The organism is Pseudomonas putida S13.1.2, from assembly GCF_000498395.2.
GTDB lineage: Bacteria > Pseudomonadota > Gammaproteobacteria > Pseudomonadales > Pseudomonadaceae > Aquipseudomonas > Aquipseudomonas putida_Q.
This window is the reverse complement of record NZ_CP010979.1, coordinates 3,196,724-3,221,388: the sequence shown is the minus strand read 5'-3', so window position 1 is coordinate 3,221,388 and position 24,665 is coordinate 3,196,724. Positions and strand designations below refer to the sequence as shown.

General features: G+C 63.9%; 21 protein-coding genes, 1 tRNA gene and 1 pseudogene. 13 read left to right on the top strand and 10 right to left on the bottom strand.

The annotated features are described in order from the left end of the window. Positions 1 to 27 precede the first annotated feature (27 nt). Entirely contained in the window at positions 28 to 912 is an 885-nt protein-coding gene (locus N805_RS14230) for a pseudouridine synthase (protein WP_028614033.1), read from the top strand. 219 nt (positions 913 to 1,131) lie between these two features. Here N805_RS14230 and N805_RS14225 read toward each other — a convergent pair whose 3' ends face one another. Both N805_RS14225 and acnA read right to left on the bottom strand, forming a co-directional pair. Next, a complete protein-coding gene (locus N805_RS14225) occupies positions 1,132 to 2,697 on the bottom strand; it encodes a methyl-accepting chemotaxis protein (RefSeq protein WP_028614034.1) in 1,566 nt (521 codons plus the stop codon). A 179-nt stretch (positions 2,698 to 2,876) separates the two neighbouring features. Beyond that, positions 2,877 to 5,618, bottom strand: a complete 2,742-nt coding sequence (gene acnA / locus N805_RS14220) for an aconitate hydratase AcnA (protein WP_028614035.1) — start codon at positions 5,616 to 5,618, stop codon at positions 2,877 to 2,879. Between the two features lie 224 nt (positions 5,619 to 5,842). Between acnA and rlmM the strand changes: the two genes are divergently transcribed. The 3 genes from rlmM (at position 5,843) to pdxB (ending at position 9,147) form a co-directional block, all read left to right on the top strand. Continuing rightward, complete coding sequence (rlmM, locus tag N805_RS14215) at positions 5,843 to 6,907, top strand: 23S rRNA (cytidine(2498)-2'-O)-methyltransferase RlmM (protein WP_046811328.1); 1,065 nt, start codon at positions 5,843 to 5,845, stop codon at positions 6,905 to 6,907. A gap of 794 nt (positions 6,908 to 7,701) precedes the next feature. Beyond that, entirely contained in the window at positions 7,702 to 7,944 is a 243-nt protein-coding gene (gene tusA, locus N805_RS14210) for a sulfurtransferase TusA (RefSeq protein ID WP_016500764.1), read from the top strand. Between the two features lie 60 nt (positions 7,945 to 8,004). Beyond that, on the top strand, positions 8,005 to 9,147 hold the full coding sequence (pdxB, locus tag N805_RS14205) for a 4-phosphoerythronate dehydrogenase PdxB (RefSeq protein WP_019472515.1): 1,143 nt from the start codon (positions 8,005 to 8,007) through the stop codon (positions 9,145 to 9,147). 155 nt (positions 9,148 to 9,302) lie between these two features. On the opposite strand, the gene N805_RS30790 is transcribed toward pdxB, so the two are convergent. Further along, the gene (locus tag N805_RS30790; RefSeq protein ID WP_019472514.1) at positions 9,303 to 9,476 is read right to left on the bottom strand and encodes a PA1571 family protein; all 174 of its coding nucleotides are present in this window, start codon (positions 9,474 to 9,476) and stop codon (positions 9,303 to 9,305) included. Positions 9,477 to 9,684: 208 nt separating this feature from the next. Between N805_RS30790 and N805_RS14200 the strand changes: the two genes are divergently transcribed. The 3 genes and pseudogenes from N805_RS14200 (at position 9,685) to N805_RS31290 (ending at position 13,255) form a co-directional block, all read left to right on the top strand. Beyond that, a complete protein-coding gene (locus N805_RS14200) occupies positions 9,685 to 11,448 on the top strand; it encodes an ABC transporter transmembrane domain-containing protein (RefSeq protein WP_026034584.1) in 1,764 nt (587 codons plus the stop codon). A 130-nt stretch (positions 11,449 to 11,578) separates the two neighbouring features. Beyond that, positions 11,579 to 12,322: pseudogene (locus tag N805_RS31295) on the top strand (methyl-accepting chemotaxis protein); the annotation flags it as partial. A 165-nt stretch (positions 12,323 to 12,487) separates the two neighbouring features. Continuing rightward, the gene (locus N805_RS31290; protein ID WP_371113234.1) at positions 12,488 to 13,255 is read left to right on the top strand and encodes a methyl-accepting chemotaxis protein; all 768 of its coding nucleotides are present in this window, start codon (positions 12,488 to 12,490) and stop codon (positions 13,253 to 13,255) included. Positions 13,256 to 13,308: 53 nt separating this feature from the next. Here N805_RS31290 and N805_RS14190 read toward each other — a convergent pair. Both N805_RS14190 and N805_RS14185 read right to left on the bottom strand, forming a co-directional pair. Further along, positions 13,309 to 13,385, bottom strand: a tRNA-Pro gene (locus N805_RS14190). Positions 13,386 to 13,465: 80 nt separating this feature from the next. Then, complete coding sequence (locus tag N805_RS14185; RefSeq protein ID WP_019472511.1) at positions 13,466 to 13,687, bottom strand: YgdI/YgdR family lipoprotein; 222 nt, start codon at positions 13,685 to 13,687, stop codon at positions 13,466 to 13,468. Positions 13,688 to 13,874: 187 nt separating this feature from the next. On the opposite strand from N805_RS14185, the gene moaB reads away from it, so the two are divergent. Both moaB and glp read left to right on the top strand, forming a co-directional pair. Continuing rightward, complete coding sequence (moaB, locus tag N805_RS14180) at positions 13,875 to 14,414, top strand: molybdenum cofactor biosynthesis protein B (protein WP_019472509.1); 540 nt, start codon at positions 13,875 to 13,877, stop codon at positions 14,412 to 14,414. Next, positions 14,398 to 15,624 carry a gephyrin-like molybdotransferase Glp gene (gene glp / locus N805_RS14175; RefSeq protein WP_019472508.1) on the top strand — a complete coding sequence of 409 codons (1,227 nt, stop codon included), beginning with the start codon at positions 14,398 to 14,400 and terminating at the stop codon, positions 15,622 to 15,624. The genes moaB and glp overlap by 17 nt, the downstream gene beginning before the upstream one ends. Here glp and N805_RS14170 read toward each other — a convergent pair. Next, positions 15,613 to 16,860: a glycosyltransferase family 4 protein gene (locus N805_RS14170; RefSeq protein WP_019472507.1), complete on the bottom strand. Its 1,248-nt coding sequence runs from the start codon at positions 16,858 to 16,860 to the stop codon at positions 15,613 to 15,615. The genes glp and N805_RS14170 overlap by 12 nt on opposite strands. 309 nt (positions 16,861 to 17,169) lie before the next feature. On the opposite strand from N805_RS14170, the gene yegS reads away from it, so the two are divergent. Beyond that, positions 17,170 to 18,057: a lipid kinase YegS gene (gene yegS / locus N805_RS14165; RefSeq protein WP_019472506.1), complete on the top strand. Its 888-nt coding sequence runs from the start codon at positions 17,170 to 17,172 to the stop codon at positions 18,055 to 18,057. On the opposite strand, the gene N805_RS14160 is transcribed toward yegS, so the two are convergent. The 3 genes from N805_RS14160 to N805_RS14150 all read right to left on the bottom strand — a co-directional run bounded on the left by N805_RS14160 (position 18,041) and on the right by N805_RS14150 (position 20,461). Continuing rightward, positions 18,041 to 18,700 carry a response regulator gene (locus N805_RS14160; protein ID WP_019472505.1) on the bottom strand — a complete coding sequence of 220 codons (660 nt, stop codon included), beginning with the start codon at positions 18,698 to 18,700 and terminating at the stop codon, positions 18,041 to 18,043. The genes yegS and N805_RS14160 overlap by 17 nt on opposite strands. After that, on the bottom strand, positions 18,690 to 19,586 hold the full coding sequence (locus N805_RS14155) for a sensor histidine kinase (protein ID WP_019472504.1): 897 nt from the start codon (positions 19,584 to 19,586) through the stop codon (positions 18,690 to 18,692). Before N805_RS14155 ends, N805_RS14160 begins: the two co-directional genes overlap by 11 nt. 365 nt (positions 19,587 to 19,951) lie before the next feature. Then, complete coding sequence (locus tag N805_RS14150) at positions 19,952 to 20,461, bottom strand: hypothetical protein (RefSeq protein ID WP_019472503.1); 510 nt, start codon at positions 20,459 to 20,461, stop codon at positions 19,952 to 19,954. A 186-nt stretch (positions 20,462 to 20,647) separates the two neighbouring features. Between N805_RS14150 and N805_RS30785 the strand changes: the two genes are divergently transcribed. The 3 genes from N805_RS30785 to N805_RS14140 are packed head-to-tail and all read left to right on the top strand — an operon-like array spanning position 20,648 to position 22,607. Beyond that, positions 20,648 to 20,791 (top strand): hypothetical protein, encoded by a 144-nt coding sequence (locus N805_RS30785; RefSeq protein WP_157222801.1) that lies wholly within the window; start codon positions 20,648 to 20,650, stop codon positions 20,789 to 20,791. A gap of 21 nt (positions 20,792 to 20,812) precedes the next feature. Further along, positions 20,813 to 21,748 carry a chemotaxis protein CheV gene (locus tag N805_RS14145; protein ID WP_019472502.1) on the top strand — a complete coding sequence of 312 codons (936 nt, stop codon included), beginning with the start codon at positions 20,813 to 20,815 and terminating at the stop codon, positions 21,746 to 21,748. 55 nt (positions 21,749 to 21,803) lie between these two features. Beyond that, positions 21,804 to 22,607, top strand: a complete 804-nt coding sequence (locus N805_RS14140) for an MOSC domain-containing protein (RefSeq protein ID WP_019472501.1) — start codon at positions 21,804 to 21,806, stop codon at positions 22,605 to 22,607. A 129-nt stretch (positions 22,608 to 22,736) separates the two neighbouring features. Here N805_RS14140 and N805_RS14135 read toward each other — a convergent pair whose 3' ends face one another. Next, entirely contained in the window at positions 22,737 to 24,662 is a 1,926-nt protein-coding gene (locus tag N805_RS14135; RefSeq protein WP_019472500.1) for a transglycosylase SLT domain-containing protein, read from the bottom strand. Between the last annotated feature and the right edge of the window lie 3 nt (positions 24,663 to 24,665).

Genomic DNA, 24,665 nt, shown 5'->3' with positions numbered 1-24,665 from the left:
GCGGCCGTGAATGTTTCGAGCCCTGCCATGACCGCGCCCTTCGACCCCGCCCGCCAGCAAGCCAGCACGGTGTGCCTGCCCCCCGGTAACTGGGCGACGGTGCTCGATTGCCTGTGCGACCATTTCAAGGCCATCGACCGCGCCCAGTGGCTCGACCGTTTTGCCCGTGGCCGGGTGCTGGATGCCGAGGGCCGGGCGGTTGCCGCCCAGTTACCCTACAAGCGTGGCATGCGTTTGCACTACTTCCGCGAAGTGCCGAACGAGCGGCCGATCCCGGTGCAGGAGGTGGTACTGCACGCGGATGAACACCTGGTGGTGGCAGACAAGCCGCATTTCCTGCCGGTGACGCCAACCGGTGAATACGTCGAGCAGACCTTGCTGCGCCGCCTGATCCGTCGCCTGGATAACCCGCACCTGGTGCCGTTGCACCGCATTGACCGGCACACCGCCGGGCTTGTGCTGTTTTCCGCCAACCCGCACAGCCGCAGCGTCTACCAGCGCCTGTTCCCTGAACGGCGCATCGACAAGCGCTACCAGGCCATTGCGGCGGCTATGCCGCAGCATGCATTTCCACTGGTGCACAAAAGCCGCCTGGTGCATGGCGAGCCGTTTTTCCGTATGCACGAAGTGGAAGGGGAGGCCAACAGCGAAACCCTGGCCGAGGTGCTGGAAAAGAACGGCGAGCTGTGGCGCTACGGGCTTTCGCCAGTGACTGGCAAGACCCATCAGTTGCGCGTGCACATGGCAGCCTTGGGGGCGGCGATCTGCAATGACCCGTTCTATCCGCAGTTGTTTAATGCAGAGGATGACTACCAGCGGCCGCTGAAACTGCTGGCGCAGAGCTTGCGTTTCGAGGACCCGTTGAGCGGCGAAGAGCGCTATTTCGAGAGCCGCCTGCGGCTGGATTGGTAAAACAGACAGCAGGCATGCGCGGTCCTTGTGGGAGCGGGCATGCCTGCGAACACCGGCAGGGCCGGTGCCATCCACCGCGTTGGTTTCTTCGCGGGCATGCCCGCTCCCACAGGTACAGCGCAGGCTTCAAGGTCACTCGGTTCCTGTGGGAGCGGCTTTAGCCGCGAACACCGGCAGAGCCGGTGCCACTCGCAGCGGTGGAGTGCCAGGTCGCGAGCGTTAGCGGTTGAACCGCTCCACCAGCGAATACTGGCTACCCGCCGTGCTGGTCAGTTCCTCGCTCAGCAGTGCCGAATGCTGCGCCTGTTCGGCGGTCTGGTCGGCCAGTTCGGCAATGGTGCTGATGTTGCGGCTGATTTCGTCGGCCACTGCAGTCTGCTCTTCGGTCGCGGCGGCAATCTGGGTGGCCATGTCGGTGATGTTGGCCACCGCTTCGCTGATCCCCACCAGTGCCTCGTCAGCCTGCATCACGCGGTCGACGCCTTCCTGCGCCTGGCGGTGGCCGGTTTCCATGGTCAGCACGGCGTTGCTGGCGGTTTGTTGCAGCTTGGCGATCAGCCCGTGGATCTGCCCGGTTGACTCGGCAGTGCGCTGGGCCAACTGACGCACTTCGTCGGCCACCACGGCAAAGCCACGGCCCATTTCACCGGCGCGCGCCGCTTCGATGGCCGCATTCAGTGCCAGCAAATTGGTCTGGTCGGCAATGCCCTTGATCACATCGACCACACCACCAATCTCGTCGCTGTCCTTGGCCAGTTGGGTGACCGTCTGACCGGTTTCGCCCACCGCTGCCGACAGGCGTTCGATGGCCTCGCGGGTTTCCCCGGCAATCTGCCGGCCTTGGCTGGTCAGGCGGTTGGCTTCCTGGGTGGCGTCGGCGGTGCGCTGTACGTGGTTGGCCACTTCCTGGGTGGTGGCGGCCATCTGGTTGACGGCGGCGGCGACCTGCTCGGTCTCTACCCGCTGGCGCTCCAGCCCAGAGGAACTCTTGTGCGCCAGGGCGTCGGACTGGCGCGCCTGGTCGCTGAGGTGTTCGGCACTGTCCTGCAAGCGGGTCAGGCAGGTTTTCATGCGGGCATCCTGGCTGAGCATGGCCATTTCCAGACGCGCCTGCACGCCACGGCTGTCGGTGAACATCTGCGCGATCAGCGGGTCGGAGGTGGTCTGTTCGGCCAGGCGCAACAGGCGCTTGAGGCCGCGCTGCTGCCAGCTCAAGCCCAGCAGGCCCAGGGGTACGGATAGCCCTGCAGCCAGGGCAAAGCCCCAGGAATGGCCCAGCCAGTTGCCGATCAGGAAGCCCACCTGGCTGATCAGGATGAAAGGCAACCAGTCCTGCAGCACCGGCAGCCACTTGTCCCTGCGAGGTACCGCTGGCTTGCCCTGGTTGATGCGCTGGTACAGTGCTTCGGCGCGGCGAATCTGCTCAGCGGTTGGCTTGACCCGCACCGACTCGAAACCGACAACCTGGTTGTTGTCGTAAATCGGTGTGACATAGGCGTTTACCCAGTAGTGGTCGCCGGACTTGCAGCGGTTCTTGACGATGCCCATCCACGGCTGGCCCTGCTTCAGGGTTTGCCACATATGGGCAAACACGGCAGGCGGCACGTCGGGGTGGCGTACCAGGTTATGCGGCGCGCCGGTCAACTCTTCGCGGGTGAAACCACTGATGTCGATGAAGGCATCGTTACAGTAGGTGATCACGCCCTTGGCGTTGGTGGTGGAAATCAACCGCTGCTGGGCAGGGAAAGTCCGTTCTCTCTGGGTAATCGGCTGGTTGTTACGCATGGGGTGATAGTCCGCAGGGCTTTGGACAGGTATCGGCAAGCCACTGGTTTTATTGAATGATTATTTAATGGGGCTGGGGTTGGTTCGTCGTTGGAGCTCTGGCGCCTGTGAAATCGAGCGCCGCGCGGGCGGCGCTCGGTCTCGAGAGCGCCGCAAATCTGCAGCCGAACCTCCCAGCCTCAGCCAGCGATCATCTGTCGCAACACATAGTGCAGAATTCCACCGGCTTTGAAGTACTCCACCTCATTCAAGGTATCGATCCGGCACAGCACCTCGATCTGTTCCTGCTGCCCATCTTCGCGGGTAATGCGCAATGGCAGGCTCATGCCCGGGCGGATCTGCGCGCCGTTCAAGCCCAGCACATCGATCCGCTCTTTGCCGGTCAGCACCAGTTGCTTGCGGTCGTGGCCGGCCTTGAACTGCAGCGGCAGCACGCCCATGCCCACCAGGTTGGAGCGGTGAATGCGCTCGAAACTCTCCGCCAGCACCGCTTTGATGCCCAGCAGGTTGGTACCCTTGGCCGCCCAGTCGCGGCTTGAGCCGGTGCCATATTCCTGGCCGGCGATTACCACCAGTGGGGTGCCTTCCTGCTGATAGCGCATGGCCGCGTCGTAGATCGACATCTTCTCGCCAGTGGGCACGTGCAAGGTGTTGCCGCCTTCTTCACCGCCCAGCATTTCGTTGCGGATACGGATGTTGGCGAAGGTGCCGCGCATCATCACTTCATGGTTGCCACGCCGCGAGCCGTAGGAGTTGAAATCGCGTGGTTCTACGCCCTTCTCGCGCAGATAGCGCCCGGCAGGGCTGTCGGCCTTGATGTTGCCGGCAGGGGAGATATGGTCGGTGGTCACCGAGTCGCCCAGCAGCGCCAGCACTCGCGCGCCCTGGATGTCGGCGATTTGGGGTGGCGGACCGCTGATGTCGTCGAAGAACGGTGGGTGCTGGATGTAGGTAGAGTCGGCCTGCCACACGTAGGTGGCAGCCTGTGGCACCTCGATGGCCTGCCACTGCGCATCGCCGGTAAACACTTCGGCGTATTCCTTGTGGAACATCGCGGTATCGACCTTGGCCACGGCCGCTGCAATTTCCTGCTGGCTTGGCCAGATATCCTTCAGGTACACCGGTTGGCCGTCCTTGCCTGTGCCCAGCGGGTCGCGGGTCAGGTCCAGGCGCACGCTGCCGGCCAGTGCGTAAGCCACGACCAGCGGCGGCGAGGCCAGCCAGTTGGTCTTGACCAGCGGGTGCACGCGGCCTTCGAAATTGCGGTTGCCCGACAGCACCGAGGCCACGGTGAGGTCGGCGCTGCCGATGGCTTGCTCGATCGCTTCGTCCAGCGGGCCGGAGTTGCCGATGCAGGTGGTGCAGCCATAGCCGACCAGGTCGAAGCCCAGTTGGTCGAGATAGGGGGTGAGCCCGGCTGCCTTGAAGTAGTCGGTGACCACCTTGGAGCCCGGCGCCAGAGAGCTCTTGACCCAGGGTTTGCGCTGCAGGCCTTTTTCCACGGCCTTTTTCGCCACCAGCCCGGCAGCCATCATCACACTGGGGTTGGAGGTGTTGGTGCACGAGGTGATCGCGGCAATCACCACGGCGCCATCGCGCAGGGTGTGAGTCTGGCCTCCATGGCTGTAGTCGATCTCGCCAGCCTGGTCGGCGTTGCCCACCGCCACGCCGCCGCCGCCCTCGCTTTCCAGGCGGCCGACTTCCTTGGCCAGCGGTTTGGGCTGCAGTTCGATGAAATGGTCAAAGGCCTGGCTGACCTGGCCCAGCGCCACGCGGTCCTGCGGCCGCTTGGGCCCGGCCAGGCTTGCTTCGACCTCGTGCATGTCCAGTTCCAGGCTGTCGCTGAACAACGGCTCCTGCCCCGGCAGGCGCCACAGGCCCTGGGCCTTGCAGTACTGCTCGACCAGTTGCACAGTCGCGTCTGGTCGGCCCGACAGGCGCAGGTAGTCCAGCGTCACCTGGTCAACCGGGAAGAAACCGCAGGTGGCGCCATATTCCGGCGCCATGTTGGCGATGGTCGCACGGTCAGCCAGGGGCAGTTCGGCCAGGCCGTCGCCATAGAACTCGACGAACTTGCCCACCACACCCTTCTTGCGCAGCATCTGCGTTACCGTCAGCACCAGGTCGGTGGCGGTAATGCCTTCGCGCAGCTTGCCGGTCAGTTTGAAGCCGATTACCTCGGGGATCAGCATCGACACGGGTTGGCCGAGCATGGCCGCCTCTGCTTCAATGCCGCCGACACCCCAGCCGAGCACGCCCAGGCCATTGATCATGGTGGTGTGCGAGTCGGTACCGACCAGGGTGTCGGGGAAGGCGTAGGTGCGGCCATCGGCTTCACGGGTCCACACCGTGCGGCCCAGGTACTCCAGGTTGACCTGGTGGCAGATGCCGGTGCCCGGCGGCACTACGCGGAAGTTGTCAAAGGCGCTCTGGCCCCAGCGCAGGAAGGCATAGCGCTCGCCGTTGCGCTGCATTTCGATATCCACGTTCTCGCCGAAGGCTTTTGGGGTGCCGTAATGGTCGACCATTACCGAGTGGTCGATCACCAGGTCCACCGGTGACAACGGGTTGATCCGCTGCGGGTCGCCGCCCGCCTTGGCCATTGCCGCGCGCATGGCGGCCAGGTCGACCACGGCCGGCACGCCGGTGAAGTCCTGCATCAGCACACGCGCCGGGCGGTACTGGATCTCGCGGTCAGAGCGCCGCTCGCTCAGCCATTGGGCGATGGCGCGCAAGTCGTCGCCGGTGACGGTATGGCCGTCCTCCCAGCGCAGCAGGTTTTCCAGCAGCACCTTCAGCGACATGGGCAGGCGTTGCAGGTCACCCAACTGGCGGGCGGCCTCGGTAAGGCTGAAATAGTGGTAGGTCTGGTTCCCGACCTGGAGGGGCTTGAGGGTGTTCAGGCTATCGAGCGAGGGCATTGCCAACTCCTTCTGCGCCGGTGCCCGGCAAATACTCAAGGTCTGCCGGTGTCACCGCTCTGTGTCGATCCGCACGGTACGGACCTGGCTGAGTGGTCAGGTTAGACCGCTTTGCGGCCCCTGACCCTTTTCTGGACCGGCGGGGCGTGTCGCAGGTTCCGAACTTCCTTTATTATCGCCGCCCTGCCGGCGCCTGTTGCGCGCCAGCCGTAGTGGAGTGAGAGATGAATACCCTGTTCATGCATTGCCGGCCCGGTTTCGAGGGCGAGGTGTGCGCCGAAATCAGCGAACATGCCGCCCGCCTGGGCATTGCGGGCTATGCCAAAGGCAAGCCGCACAGTGCCAGCGCCGAGTTTGTCTGTACCGAAGAAGGCGGTGCCGAGCGGCTGATGGGGGCGCTGCGTTTCAACGAGCTGATTTTCCCGCGGCAGTGGGCCCGGGGCGGTTATGTCGAGCTGCCGGAAAGTGACCGCATCAGTGTGCTGCTGGCGCAGTTGGCCGACCTGCCGGTGTTTGGCAGCCTGTGGCTGGAAGTGCTGGACAGTAACGACGGCAAGGAGTTGTCCACGTTCTGCCGCAAGTTCGAAGTGCCGCTGCGCAAGGCGCTGGAAAAGGCCGGCCGCCTGGTTGACGACGCCAGCCGCCCACGCCTGCTGCTCACCTTCATCAGCGGCCGGCGGGTGTTCGCCGGCGTTGCCCCGGCCAACAACAGTGCGCTGTGGCCCATGGGTATTCCGCGCCTGAAATTCCCTCGCGAGGCACCCAGCCGCTCGACCCTCAAGCTGGAAGAAGCGTGGCACCAGTTCATCCCGCGCGAGCAGTGGGACCAGCGCCTGGGCGATGACATGACCGGCGTTGATCTGGGCGCTTCGCCGGGTGGCTGGACTTACCAGTTGGTGCGCCGTGGCATGCTGGTGACCGCCATCGACAACGGCCCGATGGCCGAAAGCCTGATGGACACCGGCCTGGTTCAGCACCTGATGGCTGATGGTTTTACCTGGCAGCCGAAGCAGCCGGTGGACTGGATGGTGTGCGACATCGTCGAGAAGCCGGCGCGCAGCACCTCGCTGATCGAAACGTGGCTGGGGGAGGGGTTGTGCCGCGAGGCAGTGGTCAACCTGAAACTGCCGATGAAGCAGCGCTATGCCGAAGTGCGCCGGCTGCTCGACCGCATGGAGGCGACGTTCAAGGCGCGCAAGATCAGGGTGTCGATTGCCTGCAAGCAGCTGTACCACGACCGTGAGGAAGTGACTTGCCACCTGCGCCGGCTTGATCTGAAACCGCGCTGATCAGCGCGCCTATCGCTTTGCTCTTGCTTCGGCTTTTGCTTCTGAACGCGCGATAGTCCAGGCGACGCAGATTGCGACTTCAGGAGGCCGAGCGCAGGGCTTGCGAAGGGAGGTGACGGGCATGGATGCCCGTCAAGCGCTGGGCCCCAGGATGGGGCCTGCAGCGCGGTCCTCCCGGGAGCAAGCCCGGAGCGAGGGAGCCCCGGAGCGTAGCGCAGGGGCCGGATGATGGGAGCGGACGGCTTTGGTTACTTTGGCCAAGACCAAAGTAACCCGCCGGAAGGGCGGAAAGGTGACTTGGCGCCACCTGCGCGAACGAATGTCTGCTCGGTGTGAATGCCCACACCAAAAAAGCTAAAAGCTTAAGCGTTGGTTTTGATATGTCGAAAACTCCATTTGCGATGGCGACGCATACTCACCTTTTCGCCCTTACGGCGAGTCACTTTTTGTCAAACGCGACAAAAAGTAACCAAAAAACGCTGCGCTCCGATCATCCGGCCCCTGCGCTGCGCTCCGGGGTTCCCTCACTCCGGCCTCGCTCCCGGGAGGACCGCGCTGCAGGCCCCATCCTGGGGCCCAGCGCTTGACGGGCATCCATGCCCGTCACCTCCCTCCGCAAGCCCTGCGCTCGGCCTCCTGAAGTCGCGAAGATCAAATGCAAGATCAAGATCAAGATCAAGATCAAGATCAAGAGCTGGGTTGGGCTGGCTGGGCGGGCAGCTGCGCATTTCTCAAGCGGTGCTTGGACCGCGTCGCGCTATGCGCGACAATGGCGATCATTTTCGGAGCCCCCCATGACCGATTTCACCCCCGACGCCATCCTCGATGCCACCGGCCTGAACTGCCCGGAACCGGTGATGATGCTGCACCAGCACGTGCGTGACCTGGCCGCTGGTGGCCTGCTGAAGGTCATCGCCACCGACCCGTCAACCCGCCGCGACATTCCCAAATTCTGCAACTTCCTCGGCCACGAACTGCTGCAACAGCAAGAGGACGCCGGTACCTTCCTGTACTGGATCCGCAAAAAAGCCGACTGAAGCGCTCTGGAACACGCCCGGCGTTGCGCCTACACTGCGTTCCCCAGACAGGAGAGCGCCATGCTGATAGTTGCCGACGAGAACATCCCGCTGCTCGATGCCTTCTTCCAGGGTTTCGGTGAAATCCGCCGTTACCCCGGCCGAAGCCTCGATGCCGCCAGCGTCAAGGACGCCGACATCCTGCTGGTGCGCTCGGTAACCAAAGTCGACCGCCAGTTGCTCGAAGGCAGCCGCGTACGCTTTGTAGGCACCTGCACCATCGGCACCGATCACCTCGACCTGGACTACTTTGCCGAGGCGGGCATCCGCTGGAGCAGTGCACCGGGCTGCAATGCCCGCGGTGTGGTCGACTACGTGCTAGGCAGCCTGCTGACCCTGGCCGAGCTGGATGGCGCGGCACTGCCTGAGCGCGTATATGGCGTGGTGGGCGCGGGTGAGGTGGGTGGCCGCCTGGTGCGGGTGCTGCACGGCCTGGGCTGGAAGGTGCTGGTGTGCGACCCGTTGCGCCAGGCCGCCGAGGGCGGCAACTACGTCAGCCTGGAAACCATTGTGCAACAGTGCGATGTAATCAGCCTGCATACCCCGTTGCAGCGCGGTGGCGAGCACCCGACCTGGCACCTGTTGGGCCAGGCGCAGCTCGCACAGTTGCGCCCAGGTGCCTGGCTGATCAACGCCAGCCGTGGCCCAGTGGTGGACAACGCCGCCTTGCGCGAGCTGCTGCTGGACCGTGAAGACGTGCATGCGGTGCTGGATGTGTGGGAGGGCGAGCCACAGGTCGACCTGCAATTGGCCGACCTGTGCACACTGGCCTCGCCGCACATTGCCGGCTACAGCCTCGACGGCCGCCAGCGTGGCACCGCGCAGATCTACCAGGCGCTGTGCCGGTTCCTGGGTGTGGACGAGCAGGTGCAGCTGGCAGACTTGCTGCCCCGGCCGCCACTGGCGCAGATCGAGCTGGATGCCAGCACCGACCCGGCCTGGGCATTGGCGACCCTGTGCCGCGCCGTGTACGACCCACGCCGCGACGATGCCGACTTCCGTCGCAGCCTGAGTGATGACCCGCAGCAGCAGCGTGCGGCGTTCGACCAGTTGCGCAAGCAATACCCGCCGCGACGCGAGATCGAAGGGCTGGCGGTGCGCTTGCGTGGGGAGTCGCCGCAGCTGGCGCAGCTGGTCAGTGCCTTGGGGGCGGAGTTGGTCTGACAGGCTCGCAATTCCCGCAGGTTTTTGCGGCCCCCCTGTAGGAGCGGCCTTGCGGCCCGATCGCGACGCAAGGCCGCTCCTACAAGGGGCGGCGTACACTGGCTGTCAGGCATTAAAAACCCGGCGCAGGCGCCGGGTTGCAAAAAAATCGCCGATCAACCTTTGTGTACGCGCTCGACCCGGCTCTCTTCCAGGGCCTTGCAGGCCTGCTGGATCATCTGCTCGGTGATAGGCACTTCGCGTCCCTTGCCGTCGATGATCGAACCGCATGCCTGTGATTGCGGGGTGGTCTGGGGCTTATGGTTGTCGCTGCCATGCTGCAAGCTCATGCACTGTCTCCTCTTCAGGTTCAAGTTCAGGGTAGCCCTGCGCCGTGACTGGCCTGTGACAGCTTCTGTGTCACGGCAGCAACAGTCCAACAGAAACGCTTCCAAAGCTCCATCATTTTTTAGACCGATGCGTTATACCAAGCTGCAGGCATTTCCCAGACCCGGATGAATGGTAGTCTGCGGCTTCCCCGCCACTGTGGTCGCCACCATGCCCGAATCGGTTTCCCCTCGCCACCGCCGTGCCTTGCGCCTGGGTTGGCAGTTCGTCCGTCCGTACCGCCGGCAGATGCTGCTGGCCTTGTTGGCCCTGGTGGTCACAGCCGCCATCACCCTGTCCATGGGCCAGGGCATTCGCCTGCTGGTAGACCAGGGCTTCATGACCCGCTCCGCGCACCAGCTCAACCAGACCATCGGGCTGTTCCTGCTGCTGGTGCTGGCCCTGGCAGTGGGCACCTTCAGCCGTTTCTACCTGGTGTCGTGGATTGGCGAGCGCTGCGTGGCCGATATCCGCCGTGCCGTGTTCGACCACCTGATTGGCCTGCACCCCGGTTTTTTCGAAGACAACCGCAGCTCCGAGATCCAGTCGCGGCTGACCGCCGACACCACCTTGCTGCAATCGGTCATCGGCTCATCGCTGTCGATGTTCCTGCGCAACGCGCTGATGGTCATTGGCGGTGTGGTGCTGCTGTTCATCACCAACCCCAAGCTTACCAGCATCGTGGTGGTGGCCTTGCCGCTGGTGCTGGCACCGATCCTGCTGTTTGGTCGCAGGGTGCGCAGCCTGTCGCGCCAGAGCCTGGACCGGGTGGCCGATGTGGGCAGCTACGTGGCCGAGACCCTGGGGCAGATCAAGACGGTACAGGCTTACAACCACCAGGCGCACGACCGCGAGCGGTTCGCCGACACGGTCGAAGCCGCATTTGGCGTGGCCCGCAAGCGGATTGCCCAGCGTGCCTGGCTGATTACGCTGGTGATCGTGCTGGTGTTGGGGGCGGTGGGGGTGATGCTGTGGGTCGGCGGCATGGATGTGATCGCCGGGCGTATTTCTGCAGGCGAGCTGGCGGCTTTTGTCTTCTACAGCCTGATCGTCGGTAGCGCATTCGGCACCCTCAGTGAGGTGATCGGCGAGCTGCAACGTGCAGCGGGTGCGGCCGAACGTATTGCCGAGCTGTTGGCGGCGCGCAGTGCGATTCTGCCACCCACTGTGGCGCAGGCGTTACCGCAGCAGCGGGCCAGCGGACATATCGAGCTGCAGCAGTTGGTGTTCGCCTACCCGTCACGGCCTTCGGTGGCGGCTGTCGATGGCCTGAGCCTGGTCATCGAGCCTGGGCAGACCGTGGCCTTGGTTGGCCCCTCGGGGGCGGGCAAGTCGACCCTGTTCGATTTGTTGCTGCGCTTCTACGACCCGCAGCAAGGGCGCATTCTGCTCGATGGTCAGCCGCTTACCGAGCTGGATCCCGACCAACTGCGACGGCAGTTCGCCCTGGTGGCGCAAAACCCCTCACTATTTCGCGGCACGGTGGAGGCCAATATCCGTTATGGCCGCCCCGATGCTACCCAGGCCGAAGTCGAAGCAGCTGCGCATGGCGCCCATGCCGACGAATTCATCCGGCAGCTGCCGCAAGGCTACCAGACGCCCTTGGGCGAGGGCGGCATCGGCCTGTCTGGCGGGCAGCGCCAGCGCCTGGCGATTGCCCGGGCGTTGCTGGTGGATGCACCGATCCTGCTGCTGGACGAGGCCACCAGCGCGCTCGATGCGCAGAGCGAGCACCTGATCCAGCAGGCGTTGCCCAGCCTGATGGCCGGGCGTACCACGCTGGTGATCGCCCATCGGCTGGCCACGGTGCAGCATGCCGAGCGCATCGCGGTCATCGACAAGGGCCGGGTGGTAGCAGTGGGCACCCACCGTCAGTTGATCGAGGAAAGCCCTCTGTATGCGCGGCTGGCAGCCTTGCAATTCACAAGCGGTTAAGGCGTCGCGAGTCTGTAACAATTTTGTAGCAATTGCCTGAGAGTATCTGGCTCAACTGTTGCGTAAGTGCTCGACCTGGCTGCCATTGCTTGATGGCAGCTTTTTTTTGGCCTGCCAACAAGGACATGGAATGTCTTACCTGGTGTTGCCGATGCGCGCCATTCCTTTCCTTCCGGTTTCGAGATCCACGATGTTGCGTAAATCCCTCAGAGTGCAAATTCTCTCGCTGCTCGGCGGCAGCCTGGTGGCGATGCTGCTGATCGCCCTGGTCTGTTTCCAGTTTTTGTCGTCCAGCGTGCGCGGTTATGCCGAGCTGGTGGACGGGCCGCTACGGGCCTCGCAATTGATTGACGAAGCCAACCTGCAATTCAAGATCCAGGTGCAGGAATGGAAGAACGTGCTGCTGCGCGGGCGTCAGCCGGCTGAGATGGACAAGTACTGGCAGCAGTTTCAGGCCCGCGAGCAGCAGGTGCAACAACTGCTCGGGCAATTGATCGACAGCAGCGATGCCAGGCTCAAGGCGCCGTTGCAGCAGCTGCGTGACAGCCACCGGCAGTTGGGCCAGGCCTATGCGCAGGGCCGCCAGGCCTTCCTCGCCGCGGGTGGCGATCCGGTAGCCGGCGACCTGGCGGTCAAGGGCGTGGATCGAGCCGCCAGTGAGCAGATGAGCGAACTGGTCGAGCAACTGCGTGCCGATGCCCGCCAGCGTGCGGCCATCATCAGCGCCAGCGCAGAACGCACGGTATGGCTGGGCTTGCTGGTGATGCTGGCCTCGGCGGTGCTGGTGGGGCTGCTCAGCCTGTGGCTGGTCAACCGCAGCCTGATCGAGCCGATCCGCCAGTTGATCGAGTATGTCGCGCAGCTTAGCCAGGGCCGTTTTGCCGCCCGCGTGGACAGCCGCCGCGAGGATGAACTGGGGCGCCTGGCGCGTGCGGCCAATACCCTGCGCGACTTCCTTGCCGACACCGTCGGCCGGCTGAAGGACAATGCCCAGGAGCTGGAAGGTGCCAGCGGCCAGCTGCGCAGCATTGCCGGCGACATGGCCCGCGGCACCCATGACCAGTTCCAGCGTACCGACCAGGTGGCCACGGCCATGCACGAGATGTCTGCCACCGCGCAGGAGGTCGCCCGTCATGCTGCCGAAGCTGCCCGCGCGGCGGATGACGCCGACCACAGTGCCCAGGCAGGTGAGCAGGTAATGCAGCAGACCATCGATATCATTGGCGTGGTCAATCGCGAAATCGCCGGCACTGCGGCGGTAATCCGCGACTTGGAGCATGACAGCACCCGCATCGGCAAAGTGCTGGAAGTGATCCGTGGTATTGCCGAGCAGACCAACCTGCTGGCGCTCAACGCGGCCATCGAAGCGGCCCGCGCCGGTGAGGCCGGGCGTGGCTTTGCGGTAGTGGCCGATGAGGTACGCAGCCTGGCCCAGCGCACGGCAGCCTCGATTGCCGAAATCCACCAGATCATCGAAGCGGTACAGTCTGGAGCGGTGGAAGCGGTCAAAGCCATCGAAAGCGGCCAGCAGCGAAGCGAAGAGGGGGCCGAGCAGGTGCAACAGGCCGGGCAGATGCTGCAGCGCATCACCCAGGCGGTAGAGGCGATCCGCGACATGAACCGGCAGATCGCCACGGCGGCCGAAGAGCAGACCAGCGTGGCCGAAGACATCTCGCGCAACCTGATCGAAATCACCCGCATTGCCACGGCCAACCAGGCGTCGGTGCAGCACACCGAGCAGGCGGGGCAACGCTTGCATGGGTTGTCCGGGCAGCTGGGGGAAGTAACCTCGCGCTTGAGCGCCTGACCTTTTGCAGTTGCAACAAAAAGCCCGCGCAAGGCGGGCTTTTTGAAAGGATCTGGTCGGAGAGACAGGATTCGAACCTGCGGCCTTCTCGTCCCGAACGAGACGCGCTACCTGGCTGCGCTACACTCCGATGAACAAAATCCTACTGCATCCCGTTTTGGCCCACAAGCCCTTGTTGTTAAAAGGGCCTTTGCCAAAACGAGTGCCTGATCAGAGCTCTTTGACGGTACGGATCTGGTCCTTGTTAAGGCGCGTGCGCTTACCGTCGAGCTGTTCGAATTCGTAGAAACCGGAGTCTTCGTCAAAAGACGGTTTGTCCGTTGCCTGGATCTCCCGGCCATCGTTCAGGGTGATGACGGTAGGGGTCGAGCAGCCAGCGAGGGCGCCCAGGCCCAAGGCAAGCATGAAGGCGGGTAGGGTCCGTTTGATCATCGTGTTTCTCCAAGTGCGATGGTGCTAGATGACATTTATGACGCAGGACGTTAGTGCAAGTTCACTCCAAGTGCAGCATAGCGACAAATCTGTCCTGTTGATCCAGGGCAAGGCTGATGGGGGCAACGCCGGAAAAGGTGCGCTGTGATATAACTGCGACCATCTCATCCTGTTGTGACGGACACCCATGAAAGCCAAGGCAGATACCCCCTTCGTGGCGCTGAACATCGCCGTGCTGACGGTCAGCGACACCCGCACCTTCGACACCGACACCTCTGGCCAGCTGTTCGTCGACCGCCTGAGCGCCGCGGGCCACCGCCTGGCCGAGCGGGTACTGCTCAAGGACGACCTGTACAAGATCCGCGCCCAGGTCGCCACCTGGATCGCCGATGACAGCGTGCAAGTAGTGCTGATTACTGGCGGTACCGGTTTTACCGGGCGCGACAGCACGCCCGAGGCGGTGGCTTGCCTGCTGGACAAGCAGGTTGACGGTTTTGGTGAGCTGTTCCGGCAGATTTCCGTGGCCGACATTGGCACTTCCACCGTGCAGTCGCGAGCCTTGGCCGGGCTGGCCAACGGCACATTGGTGTGCTGCTTGCCGGGCTCGACCAACGCGGTGCGCACGGGCTGGGACGGCATCCTTGCCGAGCAGCTCGATGCCCGTCATCGCCCATGCAACTTCGTGGCGCACCTGAAACAGGCAGCGGCCTGTGAAAGCCGTGGCTGAGGTCAGCCAGGCCCGGCCACTGATGCCGGTGGAGCAAGCCCTGGCGCAACTGCTGGCGCTGGCCGAAGCGGCGCCCATCCGTGACATCGAGAACCTGCCGTTGGCCGAGGCCGAAGGCCGCGTGCTGGCCGCCGACCTGGTGGCCTCGCTCGACCTGCCGCCCTGGCCGAACAGTGCCATGGACGGCTATGCCTTGCGCAAAGCCGACTGGCAGGGCGAGCCACTGCCGGTCAGCCAGCGGATCTTCGCCGGCCATGCGCCGCAGCCGCTGCAGCCCGGCACCTGTGCGCGCATTTTCACCGGTGCACCAGTGCCTGAAGGTGCCGACTGCGTCGAGATGCAGGAAAACACCGTGGTGGTCGACGACGGTCGGGTTCGCTTTGTCGAACCCTTGCAGGCCGATCAGAACATCCGCCCCCAAGGCCAGGAAACCCGCAAGGGCGAGCAGGTGATGAGCGCCGGCACCCGGCTGGGGCCGATCGAACTGGGCCTGGCAGCGACCCTGGGCCACGGCCGACTGGACGTGGTGCGCAAGGTGCGGGTGGCGGTGCTGTCCACGGGTGACGAACTGGTCGAGCCCGGCCTGCCCCTGGGGCCGGGGCAAATTTACAACAGTAACCGCCGGCTGCTGGTCAGCTGGTTGCAGCGGCTGGGCTGCGACGTGGTCGATGCAGGCATCTTGCCGGATGATCTGGGGCTTACCCGGGCGTGCCTGGCCTCGCTGGGTGACGTTGATCTGATCTTGTCGACCGGCGGTGTCTCGGTGGGCGAGGCCGACTATTTGGGAGCGGCCCTGCGCGAAGCCGGCGAGTTGGCCTTGTGGAAGCTGGCGATCAAGCCGGGCAAGCCACTCACCTTCGGCCACTTCCAGGGCGTGCCGGTGATCGGCCTGCCGGGCAACCCGGCCTCTACCCTGGTCACCTTTGGCCTGCTGACGCGGCCCTATCTGTTGCGCCGCCAGGGCGTGGCCGATGTCACGCCGCTGCGCTTCGACATGCCAGCAGGCTTTGACTGGCCCAAGGCCGGCACGCGGCGCGAGTACCTGCGTGCACGCATCGAGCAAGGCCAGGTGCGTATCTACAAGAACCAGAGCTCCGGCGTGCTGCGTAGCGCGGCGTGGGCCGAGGGGTTGGTTGAAGTGCGAGAGGGCAGCACGCCGAAACAGGGCGACAGCGTGCCGTTCATTCCTTTCAGCGAGCTACTTGGCTGAGCGGCCCAGCCAGGCGCTGCCCAGTGGCGCGGCCTCGGCCGGTGCCGCCTGGGCCAGGCGCATGTGCACGTTCTCCAGTTGCTGAGCGGCCACGCTCCAGTCATGGCGCTGGCGAGCGAACTGGCGCCCGGCAGCGCTCAACTGGCTCATGCGCCAAGGCTGGTTGAGCAGTTGGGTGATCAGCAGTGCCAGCTGGTCGCCGTCATCACTGCCCAGGTAGTGCTCACCGTTGTTTGCAGTCAGGCCCGATACGCCTTTGCCGGTGGTGATCACCGGTAGGCCTGCAGCCATGGCCTCGAGGATTTTTACCTTGGAGCCGCCGGCATAGCGCAGCGGCGCGAAGAACAGTGCCGAACGTTTTTGCAACTCACGCAGGTCAGGGCGGTAGCCGAACCATTCGATGCGCGGGTCGTTCCAGTGCAATTTCCAGCTAGCCGGCAGGGCATGCCCGGCTATTGCCAGGCGCACCGCCGGGTTGCTCATCCACACTTGGGGCATGATGTCTTCCAGCGCCCACTCGATGGCCTCCTGGTTGGCGCCATATTCGAAGTTGCCGACGAACAGCAGGCGCTGGCTGTGTAACGCAGGTTCCACATGCTGGTAGAAATCACAATCCACACCATTGACCACCACGTTGACCGGTCGCCCGCTGATCTGCGCGATCAGCTCGGCATCGTGGGCGCTAACCGCCACCAGTTCGGTGGGCTGGCATAGCACCCTGTGTTCCCAGCGCCGGTAGCGCCAGCGGTCAAAGGCGTTGAGTGGGCGCAGCCACAGGGGCAGCCGGTCGTGGCAGGCACCGCCCATCACCGACTCCAGCGTGTGTTCGCTAAGCATGTAGGGCAGCCCGCGGGCCTGCAGGGCCTTTTCGAAAGGTTGGAAGCTATAGCTGTGCTCGATCTGGATCACGTCCCAGGGTTCGTCCAGCAACTGCTCGAAACGGTGCCGCAGGCAAGGGGACAGGCCGTTGATGATGGCCCGCATGGGGTAGTCGATGATGGGCGAAGCCAGGAGGTTCAGCGGGCTGTGCAGTGGCCGGCGGGGCATGACGATCAGGCGTTCGAGCAGTGGCTCCAGGGCTTCGCGGGCGGGATCGCTGAGGGGGATTTTCGACTGCGCCAACAGGGTAATGCGGTGGCCCTGCTGTGCCAGTGCGCGCATCAGGTGGTATTGCCGGGTCTTGCTGCCACTGGTGGTCGGCCATGGTAGGTAGGGCAGTGTCCAGAGAATGCGCATGACCCGGAATCCTCGCTAAAGGCCGCGGATGAAAAGACGCGCCCATCGGCAGGGTGCTTGACACCACTGCCGGGGCGCGTCCTTGGCTGGGGTTTCGAGCCCGGCAAACTGGCGTCAAAAGAATGACTCCAGAGGAGGGGTTGTTTGCCTGGGTCAAAAACTTGTCAACAGTTCATTTTCTGAGCATAGCGCGCATTATCGGGTGTGGGGAAAAGACCACGCTGGCTTCTGTATTTTTTTGCGGGCATGCAACGATCCGGGCGCGTGCGTGGTCGAGATCTGGGTCGGTCAACTTCACGGAGACGCGCGATGCAAGGGCGCAAGGCTATGCTGATCCTGCACGGCAAGCAGGCGATGAATGAAGAGCTGCGCAGCGCCGTGCGCGACCTGCGCGATACCGGCTGGGTGCTGGATGTGCGTGTCACCTGGGAGGCAGGTGACGCGCAGCGCCTGGTTGGCGAGGCGCTGGCGGCTGGCTACAGCCATATCGTCGCCGGCGGTGGGGACGGCACTTTGCGGGATGTGGCCGAGGCGATGGGGCTGGCGTGTGCCGAGGCCAGCCTTGCGCTGTTGCCCCTTGGCACGGCCAACGATTTCGCCAGAGCCGCCGGCATACCCCTGGAGCCTGCCGCGGCGCTGGCGCTGCTGAATGCACCGGCGCAGGCCATCGATCTGGGCCAGGCCGGCGACCAGTTGTTTCTCAACATGGCCACAGGCGGGTTTGGTAGCCAGGTCACCGCCAACACCTCCGAAGACCTGAAAAAAGTGCTGGGTGCTGCGGCCTACCTGTTCACTGGGTTGTCGCGTTTCAGCGAACTGCAGGCAGCCTCGGTGGAGCTGCAGGGGCCTGACTTCCAGTGGCAGGGCAGCTTGCTGGCATTGGGTATCGGCAATGGTCGCCAGGCGGGGGGCGGGCAAGTGCTATGCCCCGACGCGGTTGTGAATGACGGTTTGCTCGACATCGCCATCCTGCCAGCGCCGCAAGAGATGGTGGGCGCGCTGCGCGACCTGCTGGCAGGTGACGGCCTGTTCGTTCGCGCCAGGTTGCCTTGGGTAGAGATCAAGAGCGCGCAAGGCCTGGACATGAACCTTGATGGCGAGCCGTTGCAGGCCGAAAGCCTGCGCTTCCAGGCCAGGCCCGCCGCGTTACGCCTGCACCTGCCGGCCGGCTCGCCGTTGCTTAGTCATCCAGGCTGATGATGTTCTCGCGTACAGCGAACAGCACGAGGCCGGCGACGTCGTGAATCTGCAGGCGCTTCATGATTTGCGAGCGGTGGGTTTCTACGGTCTTGATCGACAGGCCCAGCCCTGTGGCGATTTCCCGGGTGGCCTTGCCGCGCACGATCAGGCGCAGGATTTCCAGTTGTCGCGCCGTGAGATTATGCCGCTCGCCAGCCGCTTGCTTGCCCTGCCTGGTGTGCCGTAGGGCCTGGTTGATGACGGTGTGGGCGATAGCCGGGCTGAGGTAGCGTTCGCCGTTGCGCACCGCGCCCAGGGCGTGTTCCAGCTCGGTGGCACTGGTGTCTTTGAGCAGGTAGCCGTGGGCGCCGCTTTCCAGGGCCCGCATGATCAGGTCCGGGTCGGTGTGCATCGACAGGATCAGCACCTTGCAGGTACTGCCGCTTGCCCGCAGTTGGGTAAGGGCGTCCAGGCCGTTGGTCGAACGCATGGAGATGTCCAGCAGGACGATGTCGGGCGCCAGCGCGCGCACGTGTTCGAGCAATTGGCTGCCGTCGTCGGCCTCCCCGATTACGTCATAGCCGGCGATGTCACAGACCAGTGCGCGCACACCGGCGCGGATCAGCGAGTGGTCGTCTACCAGCAGCAGTCTACAGGGCATGGGTGGCAGTACTCCCGGCGCGTTGCTGGGTACGCGCAGGCCATGGGAACACCGCCTCGATACGCGTGCCCAGGCCGAGCTGGCTGGTGATGTCGAGGCTGCCCTGCAACGCGGTGACCCGCTCCTGCATGCCGGCCAGGCCACGCTGGCCAGCTTCGGCCGGGTGCCGTGCCGGGACGAACCCACGGCCATCGTCGTGGATCGACAACGCCAGCCCCTCGGGGGTGCGCTGCAACTGGATGATCAGGTTGTTTGCCTGGGCGTGGCGCAGCATGTTGGTCACGGCCTCTTGGGTAATGCGAAACACCGCCATGGCCACCGCCTCGTCGATGCCGCCCAGGCGCTGGTTGCACGCCAGGCTCCAGTGCACGCCGCTGCTGGCCAGGGTGCGCACCAGGTGCGCGCGCAGGCTGGCTTCCAGGCCAAGGCTGGCCAGTTGCCGAGGGTTGAGCAGGGCTGACACGTCGCGCACGTTGCCCAGGGTGTCATCCAGCGTGCTGCGCAGGGTGTTGCAGTGGCCCTGCAGCTCGTCGGGCATGCGCCGTTGCAGCCACTGCAGTTGCAGCTTGGCGGCAGTGAGCATCTGGCCGATGTCGTCGTGCAGTTCCCGGCTCAAATGCTGGCGCTCGTCTTCCTGGACTTTGAGCATACGCTCGGCCAGTTCTGCCGGGCGCAGGCTGATCGACCTGGCGCTCAGGCCCAGGCAGACCACGGTACCGAGCGTAGCGGCCAGTTGCAGCACCAGCAGGGTGGCCGGGACTGCCTGGTTGGCCAGGTGCAGTATCAGGTTGGCACCCAGCGAGGCCACGCATAGCGCGGCGGTCGCCCAACGCAGCAGGGCAACGCGGGACCAGCAACGCAAAGAAGTCTTCAAGCGTGGGAGCATAGGTAGGGAAGCCACTGAAGTATTGCTGATGAAGGCCTTGCACAATGCTGCTCAGAGGCTTTGGCGCAGTACTTTCGATGTTTTTTTGAACACGTGATCGTTCAACCTTTATTCAGGTTGCAAGCGTTTGTGGGGGCGCATATTACCACTTCGCACTGTATCGGTCGCGGCTGGGTAACGCCTTGAAACGCCTGCAAGTCGGGCATTGGCGGGTAGCAAAATGCCACCCATTGATCGCGCATTACACACTTGTCGTGCAACTAGTGCGGTAATGATCCAACGTGGCCCCCGAAAGCTTGCAGAACTTTTCAAGTTCGATCTCGGCAGGGCGTGAATAATCGTGCTTAGTTGCACTTTGTGTCAGGTTAATACGGTGGATTCCAGCGGCCGGTGCCTGTGCCCACTGCCACTGTGGTGTGCGAATGCAGGCAAACGCTGCCTTGCTCGTCGCAGGAAGCACAGGCCGGCGCAAAGGGTTTTTGCACGACCTTGGCCAGGTCGCTCAGCAACACCAGTTGTTCGCCGATGTCCAGGTTCAGTCGCCCGGTACGGGTATCGAGCAGTTCCAGTTGCCAGGCCAGCAAGGTTAGGCAGGCCCCCAGCGCGGGCAGGGCTTCACGTTGCAGGCAACCGCCGTGACAGGCGGGGGCGAGCAACTGCTGCAGGGCGTTGGTGTAATGGGCGACTTCACGCAGGCCCAGGCGCGTGGCCTGCCGGGCAAGGTTGTCGAGGGTGTTGTCCAGGCAGCGGCAGGCATCCGGATCATTGTCGATCAGTTCCAGATGCTGCAGGCATTCCTGGGCCTGGGTCAGCAATACCTGGGCATCCAGCAGGTAATTCTGCAGGGCGTCATCGAACGATAAGGCAGTGTCCATGATCAGGTCCCCGCGCGTAGGGCAGGCGCAGGGGGCGGGCACGCCAAAACGATAGCTAGCAAAAGCCTGACTCCATTCATGCATTGAGAATGGCGTCACATTAATGGCTAAAGGATATCGCGAACATCAGGTTGCGCCCGATTGCAGCTAGGGGTTTCCCTGATATCGGGGTCAGGTGGGGAACTTTTGTCGCCGCTGCTGATTTACCGTGGAATGCCCGCAGTAAAGCATGATGGTAAAGTGATATCAATTGCCTTCACGGCATTTTCCCGCAAGGGTCAAGGTGTACGTGAAGCCGCCGATACAGGGTGGATGTTTTCACTTTTTTGACTCAAGCCTGGGGGTTTTCCAATGGCTGGCATTCTCGACACAGTAGACCAACGCACGCAACTGGTGGGTGAGAACCGCCTGGAAATTCTGATGTTTCGCCTGGCCGGCCGACAGTTGTTCGCGATCAACGTGTTCAAAGTGCAGGAAGTGCTGCAACTGCCCAAGCTGACCCTGATGCCCCAACGCCACGCCTTCGTCTGCGGGGTGGTCAACCTGCGCGGCCAGACCCTGCCGGTGATCGACCTGTCCCAGGCGATCGGCATGCGCCCGCTGCAGCCAGGGCCGGACAGCACCATCATCGTCACCGAGTACAACCGTTCGGTACAGGCCTTTCTGGTGGGCGGCGTCGACCGCATCGTCAACATGAACTGGGAGTCGATCATGCCGCCGCCTGCCAGCGCCGGGCGCCAGCACTACCTGACGGCCATCACCAAGGTCGATGAAAAGCTGGTTGAGGTCATCGACGTGGAGAAGGTGCTGGCTGAGATTGTGCCGTACAACGCCCGGGTTTCCGGCGAAAAGCTCGCCGACCCGGTGCTGGCCCGTGCCCGTGGCCGCGAGGTGCTGCTGGTTGACGACTCCAGTGTGGCCCTGGCGCAGTTGCGCGACACCCTTTCTCAGCTGGGCGTGAAGTTGCACATGGCCAGTGACGGCCTGAAGGCGTTGCGCATGCTCAAGGCCTGGGCCGATGCCGGCGAGGACGTGTGCGAAAAACTGCTGATGGTGTTCACCGACGCCGAAATGCCGGAAATGGACGGCTACCGGCTGACCACCGAAATTCGCAGCGATGCCCGTTTGCGCCAGCTCTACGTAGTCTTGCACACCTCGCTCTCGGGCAGTTTCAACGAATCCATGGTGAAGAAGGTAGGGTGCGACAACTTCCTGTCCAAGTTCCAGCCTGATCGTCTGGTCGATGTGGTCAAGCAACGCCTGCTACTGGATGCCGCCACTGCGTGATCGCCGGGCCTGCCGGGTATAAGCTTGGCATTTGGCATGACGCGAGGCGGCAGGGATGTTTCTCAGTGAGCTGTATCGATACCCGGTGAAGTCGGGTCAGGCGCAAAGCCTGCAGGCATCAAGGGTCGGGTTGTTGGGGTTGCAGGGCGACCGGCGCTGGATGGTCGTGGAGGAAGAAAATGGACGCTGCCTGACCCAGCGGGCCTGGCCACAACTTGGCCAGATCGACGCGCGCGATGACGACAACGGCCAGTTACTGCTGCAGGCGCCTGGGCGGGTGCCGTTGCAGGTGCCTGTGCCCGCTGCCGATGACGCCCTGCGCGGCGTGACGATCTGGCGCGACACCTTGCGCGTGCCGGATGCCGGCGACGCAGCGGCGGCCTGGTTGAGCGGGTTGCTGGGCAAGGCTGTGCGGCTGGTGCATTGCCCGGAGCAGCGCGCGCGTTACCTGCCCAATGGCTATGGCTACAACAGTGATCGGGCGGCGTTCCCCGATGGCTTCCCCTTGCTGCTGATTGGGCAGGGCTCGCTGGACGAGCTCAACCGGCGTATTGGCCGGCCCATGGAAATGCTGCGCTTTCGGCCCAACCTGGTGGTGCAAGGGGCGGAGCCGTTTGCCGAGGATGGCTGGAAGCGGATCCGTATCGGCAACCTGGAATTTCGCCTGCTCAAGCCCAGTGTGCGGTGCATCTTCACGACCATCGATCCGGCAACCGGGCAGCGCAGTATCGACCGCGAGCCGATGACAACGCTCAAGACCTTCCGCGAAAAGGAGGGGGATGTGCTGTTCGGGCAGAACCTGGCAGTGGATGGCAGTGGGTGGCTTGAAGTAGGAATGCAGGTGGAAGTTCTGGAGTGAATGTGCTGCCTGAACCGGCCCTATCGCCGGCAAGCCAGCTCCCACAGGTAGCGCACAAGTCTTCGAACCTGTGATGAACCTGTGGGAGCTGGCTTGCCGGCGATAGGGCCGGTTCAGGTTCAGCAGGCCTTACATGTCATCGAAATACCGCTCATGCCAATCCACCAGCGGCTGCGGCGAATTCAGCTTCTGCCCGTAGATCACCGAATACGACAGCACGTTCTGCACATATTGGCGCGTTTCGTCGAACGGGATCGATTCCACCCACACATCGAAGCTCAGGTGCTTGGCGCCTTTCAGCCACTGCCGCACGCGCCCGGGCCCTGCGTTGTAGGCCGCCGAGGCCAGCACCCGGTTGCCGTTGAACTGGCTGTGCACCTGGCTCAGGTAGGCTGCGCCCAGCTGGATGTTCTTGTCCGGGTTCAGCACCTGCGCCGGCGATGCCAGCGGGATGCTGAACTTGCGCGCGGTCTCTTTGGCCGTGGCCGGCATCAGCTGCATCAGGCCGCTGGCGCCCACCGGCGAGCGCGCATCCTCCATGAATGCACTTTCTTGCCGGGTGATGGCGAATACCCAGCTCGAATGCAGGCCGCGGACCTTGGCTTCGCGCACCAGGGTGTCGCGGTGGGCCATCGGGAAGCGGATGTCCAGGTCGTCCCAGTATTGCGCCTGGCTGATGGTGCGGATGGCCGGGAAGTACCAGCGCAGATCGTAGCCCAGGCGTGCCTGGGCAACCATTTCGTCGCGGGTGAAGTGGCGGCTGACGTGGTACCACTCGCGGCGGCCCTCGACGATCTGGCCGCGGGCGTGGAATTCCAGTGCACGCTGGATACCGGGTGTGTTGCGGACCTTCTTGACCAGTTGCGGGCTCAGCAGCAGGGGCTTGTTGTTCAGCTGGTACGGCGTCTGTGCCCGGTCGGCGGCAAGGAAACCGTAGAAGTCGCGCTCACGGGCGACGGTCTTGTACAGCAGCGGGATCTGCGGGTTGTTCGGCTCGGCCAGCTCCAGGCTGCGTGCCTGCCAGTATTTCCAGCGGCTGCTGCCGGCCAGGTCCTGGGGCAGGCGCTTGGTCAGCGCGTAGGCATCTTCCCAGCGGCCCAGGCGCAGCAGCAGGCGCAGGCGCCATTCGCTGACGGTGTTGTCGCGCAACTCGGGGTCGTAGCGGGTCATCAGGTCGAGTGCGCGCGGGTCGTAGCGGCGTGCCAGGGTCAGGCCGATTTCGCGGGCGATGGCAACTTTTTCGTCGCGGGAAAAGTGCATGCGCTGGGCGTAATCGTCGAGCAGTGCCATGGCCCGCTCCGGGTCCTGCCGGGCCAGGCGGCGCAGGCCGAGGCTGACCACATCGGACATGGCTTCGTTGGCCGGGGTGAAGCGCGACGGCTGGTTGAGCAGCTCAGGCTTCTGCGCCACGTCGACCAGCAGACGCCCCTGCGGGCCGAGCGTGGTCAGCGTCTTGACCAGGTTGTTGGCCAAGGCGTAGTTGCGGCTCTGGGCCGCCAGCTTGGTGCGTTCCCAGCGCTTGGCTTCGGTCAGCTGCCCTTCGGCCGCCCACATGCCGAACAGCGTGTCGCAGGCGGCAGGTTGCGACTTGCCGACGCTCCACAGTTTGTCGGCTGTGGCGTAGCCCTCGGCGCGCAGGCCATGGCTGAGCTGATACTGGCCGTTGAGGCAGTCCAGTTCGGTAAAGTTGAGCTTGGGGTCGTAGTATTTGACGAAGGTGTCCCATTCGCCGCGCTCGGCCAGCCAGCGTAGCCAGCGCAGTTTCATCCAGTTGGCCTGTGGCAGGTCGCCATGCTTGGCAAGAAAGCCTTCGATTTCCTGGTTGCTGGCGTTTTTGAGGCGGGCGGTAAGCTCGTCGTAGGCCAGGTAGGGTGTCAGCGGGTAGTCGCTCAGGGCTTGGGCATAGCGCAGGTACGGGCCTTTGTCGCCCTTGGCCAGCGCGCGCTTGGCCTCGTCGTAGTACTGGCGTTGCTGGGTGAGGTCGGTGGCCTGCGCCGCGCAGGTGGCAGCGGTGAGCAGCAGGCAGGATGCAATATGTAACAGGCGGCTGCGCATGAT

Excerpts from the sequence above, each read along its gene's own strand:
- tusA (WP_016500764.1), top strand. The coding sequence starts at position 7,702 with ATGACCGATTTCACCCCCGACGCCATCCTCGATGCCACCGGCCTGAAC.
- N805_RS14140 (WP_019472501.1), top strand. The coding sequence starts at position 21,804 with ATGTTTCTCAGTGAGCTGTATCGATACCCGGTGAAGTCGGGTCAGGCG.
- rlmM (WP_046811328.1), top strand. The coding sequence starts at position 5,843 with ATGAATACCCTGTTCATGCATTGCCGGCCCGGTTTCGAGGGCGAGGTG.
- N805_RS14225 (WP_028614034.1), bottom strand. The coding sequence starts at position 2,697 with ATGCGTAACAACCAGCCGATTACCCAGAGAGAACGGACTTTCCCTGCC.
- N805_RS30790 (WP_019472514.1), bottom strand. The coding sequence starts at position 9,476 with ATGAGCTTGCAGCATGGCAGCGACAACCATAAGCCCCAGACCACCCCG.
- N805_RS31290 (WP_371113234.1), top strand. The coding sequence starts at position 12,488 with ATGGCCCGCGGCACCCATGACCAGTTCCAGCGTACCGACCAGGTGGCC.
- N805_RS14160 (WP_019472505.1), bottom strand. The coding sequence starts at position 18,700 with ATGCCCTGTAGACTGCTGCTGGTAGACGACCACTCGCTGATCCGCGCC.
- N805_RS14200 (WP_026034584.1), top strand. The coding sequence starts at position 9,685 with ATGCCCGAATCGGTTTCCCCTCGCCACCGCCGTGCCTTGCGCCTGGGT.
- N805_RS14185 (WP_019472511.1), bottom strand. The coding sequence starts at position 13,687 with ATGATCAAACGGACCCTACCCGCCTTCATGCTTGCCTTGGGCCTGGGC.
- N805_RS14135 (WP_019472500.1), bottom strand. The coding sequence starts at position 24,662 with ATGCGCAGCCGCCTGTTACATATTGCATCCTGCCTGCTGCTCACCGCT.
- N805_RS14145 (WP_019472502.1), top strand. The coding sequence starts at position 20,813 with ATGGCTGGCATTCTCGACACAGTAGACCAACGCACGCAACTGGTGGGT.
- pdxB (WP_019472515.1), top strand. The coding sequence starts at position 8,005 with ATGCTGATAGTTGCCGACGAGAACATCCCGCTGCTCGATGCCTTCTTC.
- N805_RS14150 (WP_019472503.1), bottom strand. The coding sequence starts at position 20,461 with ATGGACACTGCCTTATCGTTCGATGACGCCCTGCAGAATTACCTGCTG.
- acnA (WP_028614035.1), bottom strand. The coding sequence starts at position 5,618 with ATGCCCTCGCTCGATAGCCTGAACACCCTCAAGCCCCTCCAGGTCGGG.
- moaB (WP_019472509.1), top strand. The coding sequence starts at position 13,875 with ATGAAAGCCAAGGCAGATACCCCCTTCGTGGCGCTGAACATCGCCGTG.
- N805_RS14170 (WP_019472507.1), bottom strand. The coding sequence starts at position 16,860 with ATGCGCATTCTCTGGACACTGCCCTACCTACCATGGCCGACCACCAGT.
- N805_RS14155 (WP_019472504.1), bottom strand. The coding sequence starts at position 19,586 with ATGCTCCCACGCTTGAAGACTTCTTTGCGTTGCTGGTCCCGCGTTGCC.
- N805_RS14230 (WP_028614033.1), top strand. The coding sequence starts at position 28 with ATGACCGCGCCCTTCGACCCCGCCCGCCAGCAAGCCAGCACGGTGTGC.
- yegS (WP_019472506.1), top strand. The coding sequence starts at position 17,170 with ATGCAAGGGCGCAAGGCTATGCTGATCCTGCACGGCAAGCAGGCGATG.